We start from the raw sequence: 11242 nt of genomic DNA, 5'->3' as shown, positions 1-11242 counted from the left end.
AACCCTTCGTTACTGAAAGGCAAATGATGGTAGAAAAGAAGGCTCGTCGCGGAACATCGCAGCGTGAAGCCGTGAAGAAAATCAGAGAGGGCGAGACCTTCGTGGTTAATCTTCCGTTGGTGGGACAACTAGAAGTGCCCCGGCCCGAACAACTGGCTTACTACGGCGGCCTGGCCGCGCTGGCCGCCCTCGAACTCATCGACTGGCCGGTCGCCTTGGTGATCGCGACCGGCCACGTCCTGGCGAGCAACCACCACAACCGGCTCCTGGAAGAGCTCGGCGAGGCGATGGAAGAGGCCTGATCACGGCCCAATCAGGCCTGGTCAGTTCCCCGTCAGGGTGCCGCCGCATCGTCGAACTGCAGCGCAACCCGGGTTCCGCCGGCAGTGCGGACGGTGTCGACGCGGTCAGCGAGCCCGCTCATCAGGGTGAGCCCACGTCCGCGCCGCTGGCTGCGCAGGCTGGCCGAGGAATCACCTGCCCATCGGCCGGAGTCGCTGACGGTGACCACGACCCGGTCCCGGTGCAGGAAAGCCTCGATGGAGACGGTTTTGCGGGCATCGCAGCCGCTGCCGTGTTCGATTGCGTTGGTCACCGCTTCTCCCGTGGCCAGCAGGATTTTGTCGCTACCGGCGGGTGCGATGTCGATGGTTGCCAACCAGTCCCGCAGGCGCTGCCGAGCGCCCGGGATTTCCGCCGGGACAGCGTGCAACACGGTGGCGAAACTGTGCGTCCCGACATGGCTGGGCCGAAGCGCCAGCACCACGACGTCGTCGCGGTAGCCATCCAGGGGGCGCATGCGGTGCAGCAACTCGGCGCAGACCGCATCGACGGGCAGCCCGGCGCACGCTGCGGCCGCGGTTTGCAGACGGGCGAATCCCTGGTCGAGCGTCTCCCCGGCCCGCTCGATCAATCCGTCGGTATAGAGCAGAATCAAACTTCCTGCCGGTAGCTCGGCGTGTCCGGTGGCCACGGTCGAGTCTTCTCCGTACGTGGCCACCGGGGGACGCCGGCCCGATCGGAGATAGACCGGGCGACCGTCCGCGGAGACCAACAGCGGATAGGGATGCCCGGCACACAGGTACCTCATGGCGCCGCCCCCGGGTCTGGCGTCCGATGGGGCGTCGATGACGGCGTAGGCAACGGTGGCGCCGCGGGCGCCGGCGATGGTAGCCCCATATTTGTCCAGCGCCGCCAGCACATCCGACGGCTCGGCCGACGTGAGCGCGGAGGCAGCCACCGCCGCACGCAGTCGGCTCATCACGATCGCGGCCGGCAGACCATGCCCGACGACGTCACCCACCGAGATCCCGATCGTGCCGTCGCCATTCAACGGCGTCACCGAATACCAGTCGCCGCCAACCCGCATCGCTTCACCCGCCGGTTGGTACACCGCGGCCACCGCCGCGGCCGTCGACCCGCGATTCAGGTCGAGAAGGTGCTCCTGGAAGGAGACGGCAATCCGATGTTCCTGGGCTCTGAGCAGCACCCGGTCCAGTGCGGATTGAGTGAATTCGGCTATCCGGGTGAACACGTCGAGTTCGGCGGCGTCGAACTGGCGCGGCGTCGGCCAGAGCAGGATCAGCACTCCGATCACACGGCCGGTGCGACCGCGCAACGGGTGGGCGACGCAGGCGCGCACACTGGCCGCGGTGTCCTGCACGGCGTGTTGATAGCGCGGCGGGAGCGCCAGGGTGTCGCTGACGACCATGGGTGTTCCGCGGCGGATGACGTCGGGCCCGACCAGGGGGCTGTTCAGCGAGACCACGTGATAGCGGTCGCGCACTTCGGCGGGAAGCCCGCCGGCGTACTCGAAGCGGGCGTAATCGCCGTCGACAACCCCGATTCCGACGGCGGCCGGGTCCGCACCGAACCGGGAGTCGAGCATTGCCGCCAGTATTCCGGCCACCGAGTCCGTGGCCTGCAGCGCGGCGTCAAGCTCGGCCAGGCCGACGGCCAGCCCCTGCCGCCTGCGCTCGCGGTCGACGGCGGCCAGCCGCGACTTCACCCGCTCGACGAGTTCCTGGGACCGGAACGGCTTGGGCAGGTAGTCGTCGGCACCGCCGGCGAGGCCCTCGCTGACGGCTTCGGCGCCGGCCCGGGCGGACAGCATGATCACCGGCGTGGCCGCCAGGACCGGATCATCGCGGATGGCCGCGACGAATTCGAATCCGTCCAGGGACGGCATCATGACGTCGGTCACGATCACGTCCGGGTGCAGCCGGCGAGTCGCGTCCAGCGCCGCCTCGCCGTCGGCGACCAGAACGGTCTGCCAGTGCGGCGACAACACCCGGTCCAGGTAGGCCCGCATGTCGGCGTTGTCGTCGACGATCAGCACCACCCCGCGCCCCGGGGCACGGCTGACCTCCGGGCGTGGCGTGGTGCTGATCGACGACCCCAACCACTGGCTGGCCTCCTCCACATACGGATTGTTCGCGTCCTTCGGCCGGGTGAACGACGGGTCGACCGCGGTGTCGCCCAGCGACGACGGAAGCCGAATGGTCACGGTGGTACCGCGGCCCGGTTCACTGTCGATCTGCACCGTGCCGCGCTGCAGCTCGACCAGGCCGCGCACCAGGGACAGGCCGATGCCGGTGCCCTCCGCACTGCGCCCGCTGACGTTCGCGGCCCGGTAGAAGCGCTCGAACAGACGGCCGAGGTCGTGTCCGGCAATCCCGACCCCGGTGTCGCGCACCGCAAAGCGGCAGTGCGTGCCTTCGCTGCGCACCTCGACCGTGATCGATCCGGTCAGCGTGTACTTGACCGCGTTGGACAGCAGGTTGAGCACGATCGTCTCCCACATGTCCGGATCGACATCGGCTAACACCGGATGACAGTCCAGCACCAGGTCGAGACCTGCGCGCGCACACAGCTCGCTGAACGAGGAGGCGATATCGGAGGTCAACGCCCCCACGTCGGTGCATGCCAGCGTCGCGTTCGCACGGCCGGCTTCGATACGGGAGAAGTCCAGCAGCGAGTCCACCATCCGCTGCAGACGCCGCGCGTTACGTCGCGCGGTGCCTAGCCGTTCGGCCAGGAGCGTGCCGGATCCCGCGTCGGTCTGCGCGTCGTCGAGCGGCCCGAGCAGCAGCGTCAAGGGCGTGCGGAACTCGTGGCTGACGTTGGTCAAAAAGGCTGTCTTCGCCCGATCCAGTTCGGCCAGCGCATCGGCTCGCCGCCGTTGCTGCTCATAGGAGAGCGCGGCCGCGAACGCCGCGGACAGCTGGTCGGCGAGCAGCTGGCAGAAGCTCTGATACAGCGGGTCCAGCGGACGGCGCGGATTCGTCCCCACTACCAGCGCACCCGGGGCCGAGTTCTCGCCGAGCGGCAGCACCAGCGCCTGCCTCGGGCAGTCCTGGGTGAAAACGGTGTCGATGCCGGGCATCAGCTCGTCGAGGTGGTCGACGACGTGCGCCGTCTCCCGCGATCGCGACGCCGCATCCCATCCGGTCAGCAACGCCAGGTCGGCGGGTAACACCGAACGCATCGACGGCGTGGCGCCGCGCAGCGTGGCCCCGTCCCTGTCGGGGTCGGAACCGTCTCGCACGTAGACCGCGATGAACGGCAGATCCTCTGGCTGGCTGGCACAGGCGGTGACGGCTGCGCTCACCGTGTCCTCGATGGTCCGGGTCTCCATGGTCGCCGACGCCACGGCATTGAGCAGGTGCAGGCGGCGCTCGCTCAGCACCCGCTGGGTGGTCTCGATGACGGCGCAGAAGACGGCCGTGACGGCACCGCGGCCGCCGATGATCGGGCTGTAGGTGAACGTGAAGTACCGCTCCTGCGGCGTGCCCGCGGTCACCAGCGGCAACATCAAGTCGTCCGACCAGGTGGCCTTGCCGGTCGCCACGACCCCGGCCAGCATCGGCCCGATTTCTGTCCATATCTCCGGCCACACCTGCCGGCCGGGAGCGCCCAGAGCCGCCGGGTGCTTGTCACCCAGGATGTGCGCGTACGCGTCGTTGTACATCAGGAACAGCTCTGTCGGGTCCAACCACAAGACGATGGGAAACCGCGATGTCAAAGCCACCGCCACCGCCGCACGAATCTCGGGTGACCAGTCGGCGGGCGGACCGAGCGGATGAGCCGGCCAGTCGAATTCAGCGAAACAGCGGCCCATTTCGCCGCCCAACGGGACCGCGGCCGCCAAGTCACCGGGTAGCTGTCGCCTACCGGAGGTGCTGGGCGGGGGCGGCTCGCTCATCGCGCCTGTTCAGATTCCTTGGGTGGGCACGTCCGCAGGGCTTCCGACATGGTGGGGTAGATCTTGAGTATCCGGTCCAGCTCGGTCACCCTGATCGGCTGGGTGACCTGACCGTGGCCGGCGACCAGCCGGACCGACGTCCCGGCGGCGATGCCCTGCTCGTGGCAATCCAGCACCGCGTTCAATCCCGCGCTTCCGAAGAAAGTCACCGGTTGCAAATCGATGACGAGCAGGCGGGCGGGGTGGCTGGCGGCCAGCTGCAGGGCCGCAATCAGATGGGCGGTGAGTTCGTCCACGGTCGTCGAGTCGATATCGCCCTCGGCACGCACCACAACGGCGTCCTGGCAAACCTCATGTCCGACCGCCAGCAGGTCCATGGCCTTCACTCCGCCCGCGAATATGTCGAATTCCGGTAGTTAACTGGGGCGGGGCGCCCGACCCACGCCTGCGCCGTCCTAGATTGCTACAGCCTAACCCGAGCCTAACCCGGTCCAGCCGGGATGCGTTCATGCACCGTGAGCAACAGATGGTCGAACTGGCTTTGGACGGTCGCCGAGGGCGCCGGCAAGGTGGCGACTTCGGCGACCAATTGCTTTGCCAGCGCGCGCACTTTGGTATTCGTCTCCTGCGACCGCCACTGCAGGACACGGAAGGCCTGCTCGGGGCTGACCCGGTACACGGCCATCAGCACACCCTTGGCCTGCTCGATCGCCGCGCGGTTCTCGAAGAGGTCGGGCAGGGCCTCGTCGAGCACTTCCTGCCGGGCTTCGTCGAAGGTGTCGGTGAGGTCGATGTAATAGCCGGCGGTGCCCACTACCGCACCCGAATCGTCGTGCATGCGATCGGCCACGACGATCGCGTCGTGCACGTTGCCCGCGGTGTCGACGAATCGATGACGGCTCGAAAACGAGCCACCCGAGCGCAACGCGTAGTCGAGTAAGTCCTGGACATGGGCGCGGTCGTCGGGATGTTTGTGCGACAGCAGCAGCTTCGTCGTCGGCACAACCGATCCGGGTTCGTAGCCATGCATTCGTGCCACTTCGTCGGACCACTCCCAACGTTGACCAACGAACCAGAATCGAAAACCGCCGACATTCAAGTACTTACTGAGCCCGGCGGTCGTTTCGCCGCCGGTCGGATGGTCACGGCAGTCGGGCAGGTGCACGTCTGAAATCATCCCACTTTAGGTGCCGACCGGCCAGCACGCGCCAGACGCCCCTGCACAGCGGCGCCGCGCTGCGCTAGCGTTGGGTACATCAACCAAATCCACGCGGGAGCGCACCCCCAGTGCGCTGAGAGGACGGCTCGGGGCCGTCGACCGTACGAACCTGACCGGATAATGCCGGCGTAGGGAGATGACAATGACCGTGACCACCGAACCGTCGGCGGCTTCCGTGACCACCGGCCCCATCGCGGGCAGCAGCAAGACTTATCGCGCACTGGACGGGGTACCCGGCGCGCGTGTGCCGTTTCGGCGGGTGCACCTTTCCACCGGGGATCACTTCGACCTCTACGACACCTCCGGTCCCTACACCGATCCCGATGCGGTCATCGATCTGACCGCCGGCCTGCCGGGGCGGCCCGGGGTGGTCCGCGACCGCGGCACCCAGCTGCAGCGCGCCCGCGACGGCGAGATCACGGCCGAGATGGCGTTCATCGCCGCCCGCGAAGACCTGCCGGCCGAGTTGGTCCGCGACGAGGTCGCCCGCGGCCGGGCGGTGATCCCGGCCAACCACAACCATCCCGAGAGCGAGCCGATGATCATCGGCAAGGCGTTCGCCGTCAAGGTCAACGCGAACATCGGCAATTCGGCGGTGACGTCCTCGATCGCCGAGGAGGTCGACAAGATGGTGTGGGCCACCCGCTGGGGCGCCGACACCATCATGGACCTGTCCACCGGTAAGAACATCCACGAAACCCGCGAGTGGATCCTGCGCAATTCGCCGGTGCCGGTCGGCACGGTGCCGATCTACCAGGCGCTGGAGAAGGTCAAGGGCGACCCGACCGAACTGACGTGGGAAATCTACCGCGACACCGTGATTGAGCAGTGCGAACAGGGTGTCGACTACATGACCGTGCACGCCGGGGTGCTGCTGCGCTATGTCCCGCTGACCGCCAAGCGGGTCACCGGCATCGTGTCCCGCGGCGGGTCGATCATGGCGGCCTGGTGCCTGGCCCATCACCGAGAGTCGTTCCTGTACACGAACTTTGAAGAGTTGTGCGATATTTTCGCGCATTACGACGTCACGTTCTCGCTGGGCGACGGGTTGCGGCCGGGTTCGATCGCCGACGCCAACGACGCCGCGCAGTTTGCCGAGCTGCGCACCCTGGGCGAGCTGACCAAGATCGCGAAAGCCCATGGCGCACAGGTGATGATCGAAGGACCGGGTCACATACCCATGCACAAGATCGTCGAGAACGTGCGCCTGGAAGAGGAACTGTGCGAGGAGGCCCCATTTTACACGCTGGGCCCCCTGGCCACCGACATCGCGCCGGCCTACGACCACATCACCTCGGCCATCGGCGCGGCGATCATCGCCCAGGCCGGCACGGCGATGCTGTGCTACGTCACGCCGAAGGAACACCTCGGTTTGCCCGACCGCAAGGACGTCAAGGACGGGGTGATCGCCTACAAGATCGCCGCCCACTCGGCCGACCTCGCCAAGGGTCACCCCCGCGCCCAGGAGCGCGATGACGCGCTATCCACTGCTCGGTTCGAATTCCGGTGGAATGACCAGTTCGCCTTGTCGCTGGATCCCGACACCGCACGGGAATTCCACGACGAGACGCTGCCCGCCGAACCGGCCAAGACCGCACACTTCTGCTCGATGTGCGGGCCCAAGTTCTGCTCGATGCGCATCACGCAGGACGTGCGCGACTTTGCCGCCAAACACGGGCTGGAGACCGAAGAGGACATCGAAGCCATGCTGGCCGAAGGGATGGCCGAGAAGTCCCGCGAGTTCGCCGAGCACGGCAACCGGGTGTATCTGCCGATCACACAGCGGTGATCGCAAGCGCGGCGGGGCCGGGCGCTGGGGGCACCTCCCGCTCGCGGGGGCCGGGTCACCCCTCGTCCGACACAGTGAATTATCTGCCCGTGCCGCCGCCGGGGACGACCCCGCTGCGGGTGCTGACGATCGCCGGGTCGGACTCCGGCGGGGGCGCCGGTATCCAGGCCGATATGCGGGCCATGGCGTTGCTCGGCGTGCATGCGTGCGTCGCCGTCACCGCCGTTACCGTGCAGAACACGTTGGGCGTCAAGAGCTTTCACGAGGTGCCCGCCGATGTTGTCGTCGGCCAGGTCGAGGCCGTGGTCACCGACATCGGTATCCAGGCCGCCAAGACGGGGATGCTGGCGTCGTCGCGCATCATTTCGGCGGTGGCCGCAACGTGGCGCCGGCTCGAGTTGGGCGTCCCGCTCGTCGTCGACCCGGTCTGCGTATCCATGCACGGCAACCCGCTGCTGGCCGCGTCGGACCTGGATTCGCTTCGCGCTGAACTGTTTCCGCTGGCCACGCTGGTGACGCCGAATCTGGACGAGGTGCGCCTGCTGGTGGATATCGACGTGGTGGACGGCGAATCGCAGCGCGCGGCGGCCAAAGCCCTGCATGCCCTGGGTCCGCGCTGGGCGCTGGTCAAGGGCGGGCATCTGCGGTCGTCGGAGCGCAGCTGCGATCTGCTCTACGGTGGGGCCGACTATTACGAGTTCGACGCGGCGCGAGTGAGTACGGGCAACGACCACGGCGGCGGCGACACCCTGGCCGCCGCGGTCGCTTGTGCGCTGGCGCACGGGTTCACCGTGCCCGACGCGGTGGCCTTCGGAAAGCGTTGGGTCACCGAATGTTTGCGCGCCGCCTACCCGCTGGGGGCCGGTCATGGCCCGGTCTCGCCATTGTTTCGGCTGTCATGAACCTCGACCGGATTTCGGGCATCGCGCATGAACCCGACGGCCGCGCGAACGGCATCGCGGTGCTGACTCATGGTGCTGGTGGCAGCCGTGACTCTGTTCTACTGCAACAGCTTTGCGACGAATGGGCACGTCGTGGCTGGCTGGCGGTCCGGTATAACCTGCCCTACCGTCGCCGCCGACCGAAAGGCCCACCGTCGGGCGCGGCAGAATCCGACCGAGTGGGCATCGTCGAAGCGATCGAGTGGTGTCGCGGGCTGGTCGACGGCCCGTTGATTGCGGGTGGACATTCCTACGGAGGCCGGCAGACGTCGATGGTGGTGGCTGCCGGTGGCGCAGCGGTGGACGTCCTGACGCTGTTTTCCTATCCGGTGCACCCGCCCGGCAAACCGGATCGCGCCCGCACCGAGCATCTGCCGAGCATCACCGTGCCCACGGTGTTCACCCACGGCAGCTCCGACCCCTTCGGCACCATCACAGAGCTGCGCGATGCCGCGGCGCTGATCAACGCGCCCACCGAGATCGTCGAGATCACCGGCGCCCGACACGATTTGGGCTCGAAGACCGTCGACGTCGCCGCGCTGGCGGTCGACGCGGCGCTAAGTCTCTTGTCCGGCTGACCGAGTCGCCGGCTTGCGGCCCCGCTAAAGCTAAAAGGGCGGAGGTTCGTCGTCTACGACGACCGGGATGTCCTCCGACTGCTGCTGGGCGGCGACTCGCTCGCGGATCTGGTGGTTTTTTCGCCTTTCGGCGGCGATGTAGCGAGCACGGTTCTGCGCCCGGCTGGTGGCCCGCAGCGGCATCTTCGCAGTACGGTCGCCACAGCGCGCGCTGGCTTGCGAGGCTTGCCGGGGTGCCTCGCCGGTAGGCGCACACAAGCTGGGAAACAGCAGCGTGCTGCCCGGGGTGGTGACGTAGGTATCTCCGGACGGGGAGGTCCAGATCACCGTGCCGTCGGGCAGCTGTTTGTCGCGCCATCCCCAGAAGGTCTTCAGCAAATGATGTTGGCGGCAAAGGCATTTCAAGTTTGAGGCATGGGTGGCACCGCCGTCGCCATAGGGAATGGTGTGGTCGATGTCGGTGTGCATTGCCGGGCGGTCGCAGCCGGGAAACCGGCACGTCAAATCCCGGCAGCGGACAAAATCAGCCAACGTCTGCGACGGGGTGTAGCCGCCCTCGGGAGCCGCATCGATCGGGTGCACGACCGGACGCAGGCGCGCCGACTCGGCCAGCTCGGCGAGCAATTCTGCCGGGATGAGGCCCTCGGCGCCGACCAATGCGCCGGGAGTTGTCGAGGTGCCAGCCACGCTGGCCCGGTCGGCGACCACGTGGATGACCACCGGCCGCGGCGCCGGCGTCGTCCCGGTAGGGCAGGCCGACTGCCCGCAGCGACACACCAGCCGCTCGGCCCCGACCGCCAACGCCCCCAGTGCGTCGGCGCGGCGCTGGGCGCGGGTACGCGGGTCATCAGCGCATACCGCGGCGGCCAACGCATCCAGCCGCGCATTGAGCGCCATTGCATCGCTGGTGACCATCCTGCCGCCGACTTCGGTGAGACCGTTGTCGCTGCCCCAGATCGAGAACTCCCGCTCCGCCTGCCGCTCCCGGGCGCGCCGCACGGCATCACGATCCGCACGCGCAACGACCCGGTCGATATAGGCCGACAGGCGCGAGCGTGTCAACGACGGCCATCGGCTCGCCTTCACGGCAAGCTCGGCGTCCACTGCGGCCATTACCTCGGGATCTTCGATCAGCTCGGTGCGATACACCATCGTCTGGAACATCGCGTAGGTGATGTCGCCGGCCAGTAGCGCCGCGCCGGACTTCGGCAGCCGGTTGCGCATGGCGCGTGAATAGTGCAGATAGCTCGACGCCAACGCCTGGCTGATCCGCAATGCCGCCGCGACCTCCGCACTCACCGCATCCCAGGTATCGGTCCCCCACGACTCGCAGTCGCCAGAAGCCCTCAGTCGCAACACATCCAGCTCGCCGATGGCGGCCAGCCGCTCACCAGCGGACCGGTTTTCCGCCCGCGACGCCGCGCAAAGCCGGTCCACGATGGCGGCAGATGCCGGTGTGGTCGGCGGATGGCACCGCTCGAACATGGCAGTGAACCTCTCGATCACCTCAGGGTGCGAAACGGCGCCGCTGGTATCGAACATACATTCGATTCTATACGGCTCCACTGACATGAGCGCATCGACCGCGATCCGAGCCGGGTCGGCACCGGCCCGCCCGGGTGTGGGGTCAACGACTCGGCCGGAGACACGCGGCACCGAGGGCTTACCTGCTCCGCCCACTGCAGCAAGTCCGCGCACCGAGCCCGGCCCCAGTGACGGCGCTACTGTCGAGGATTGGCGAATCGGCAATGCCCGCAATCACATTCGTGACCATTCGAGATCATCGCCGGTAGGCGCACGACGCCAGGACCGAGCAGCGCAGTCACCGCTGCTGAGTCGCCGGAATACATCGACCGACTACTGCCCTTGCCCGGCCCAGGCCAACAAGCGCAATCACGGAACGCTATCCCACTGCTGTTCGGGTGCATCGGCGTTGCACCAGCGGGTGGAGACCCAAGCCCCGGGACCAGGGCCGCCGAGAACGGCGAGGCAGCCGCCAAGGTCATTGTTGATCTGGCCGTTGGGCTGGATTGTCCAATGCTGGCTGATCCAATTGGTACAGGGATTGAGCTTCGCCCACAGACTCTCCCCCGGTTGTTGCAGGCACTCCCCGGGAAAGGCCACGCTCTCGATCTCTCGGTCACCGTTGACATTCCAGCGCTGGAAGTCCGTGCCATTGCAGGGGTTGATCACCACAGGAGTGAACCAGCTGCCACTCGGGGCGTCCAGACAGAAGTCGCCCAATCGGCTTTTCAACTGGACCGGACCGTCGGCGCTCGCCGTGCCGGCGCACAGCACCGCGACGCCCAACACCGCACCCGCGAGGGCAAGGACACGGGTCCGGCACACACTGGCCGTCAACACGGTTCACGCATCCCGAGTCCATTATCACTTGGCGCAGCTCCACCGACCGCACGGCGCAGCCCGCACCGAAACCGCCGCCGCCGCAGCCAGTTGCCACGGATAACGAGATCCCCACTTTAGCCTGCGTCAAACCACTTCGCATCTGGT

9 protein-coding genes and 1 riboswitch are annotated in these 11242 nt (G+C 67.4%); of the genes, 4 read left to right on the top strand and 5 right to left on the bottom strand.

Annotation, left to right across the window (positions count from 1 at the left end):
• The first annotated feature begins 26 nt into the window (after positions 1-26).
• Positions 27-302, top strand: coding sequence for a hypothetical protein (locus B4U45_RS17390; RefSeq protein ID WP_089025118.1), 276 nt, complete (start codon positions 27-29; stop codon positions 300-302).
• A 32-nt stretch (positions 303-334) separates the two neighbouring features.
• Here B4U45_RS17390 and B4U45_RS17385 read toward each other — a convergent pair whose 3' ends face one another.
• The 3 genes from B4U45_RS17385 to B4U45_RS17375 form a co-directional block, all read right to left on the bottom strand.
• Entirely contained in the window at positions 335-4204 is a 3870-nt protein-coding gene (locus B4U45_RS17385; protein WP_075546273.1) for a SpoIIE family protein phosphatase, read from the bottom strand.
• Positions 4201-4581: an STAS domain-containing protein gene (locus B4U45_RS17380; protein ID WP_075546274.1), complete on the bottom strand. Its 381-nt coding sequence runs from the start codon at positions 4579-4581 to the stop codon at positions 4201-4203. The genes B4U45_RS17385 and B4U45_RS17380 overlap by 4 nt, the downstream gene beginning before the upstream one ends.
• A 104-nt stretch (positions 4582-4685) precedes the next feature.
• A complete protein-coding gene (locus tag B4U45_RS17375; protein ID WP_075546275.1) occupies positions 4686-5381 on the bottom strand; it encodes a PAS and ANTAR domain-containing protein in 696 nt (231 codons plus the stop codon).
• An 83-nt stretch (positions 5382-5464) separates the two neighbouring features.
• Positions 5465-5575, top strand: a riboswitch (TPP riboswitch).
• Between B4U45_RS17375 and thiC the strand changes: the two genes are divergently transcribed.
• The 3 genes from thiC to B4U45_RS17360 all read left to right on the top strand — a co-directional run bounded on the left by thiC (position 5566) and on the right by B4U45_RS17360 (position 8731).
• Positions 5566-7212 (top strand): phosphomethylpyrimidine synthase ThiC, encoded by a 1647-nt coding sequence (thiC, locus tag B4U45_RS17370; RefSeq protein WP_075546326.1) that lies wholly within the window; start codon positions 5566-5568, stop codon positions 7210-7212. (Overlaps the previous riboswitch by 10 nt.)
• A gap of 74 nt (positions 7213-7286) precedes the next feature.
• Entirely contained in the window at positions 7287-8114 is an 828-nt protein-coding gene (gene thiD, locus B4U45_RS17365) for a bifunctional hydroxymethylpyrimidine kinase/phosphomethylpyrimidine kinase (RefSeq protein ID WP_075546276.1), read from the top strand.
• Positions 8111-8731 (top strand): alpha/beta hydrolase family protein, encoded by a 621-nt coding sequence (locus B4U45_RS17360; protein ID WP_075546277.1) that lies wholly within the window; start codon positions 8111-8113, stop codon positions 8729-8731. The genes thiD and B4U45_RS17360 overlap by 4 nt, the downstream gene beginning before the upstream one ends.
• Before the next feature lie 30 nt (positions 8732-8761).
• On the opposite strand, the gene B4U45_RS17355 is transcribed toward B4U45_RS17360, so the two are convergent.
• Entirely contained in the window at positions 8762-10273 is a 1512-nt protein-coding gene (locus tag B4U45_RS17355; protein WP_075546278.1) for an HNH endonuclease signature motif containing protein, read from the bottom strand.
• 351 nt (positions 10274-10624) lie between these two features.
• A complete protein-coding gene (locus B4U45_RS17350) occupies positions 10625-11095 on the bottom strand; it encodes an Rv1419 family lectin (RefSeq protein ID WP_075546279.1) in 471 nt (156 codons plus the stop codon).
• Positions 11096-11242 lie beyond the last annotated feature (147 nt).

This window comes from Mycobacterium persicum, from assembly GCF_002086915.1.
Lineage (GTDB): Bacteria > Actinomycetota > Actinomycetes > Mycobacteriales > Mycobacteriaceae > Mycobacterium > Mycobacterium persicum.
This window is presented reverse-complemented; position numbering and strand designations above follow the sequence as displayed.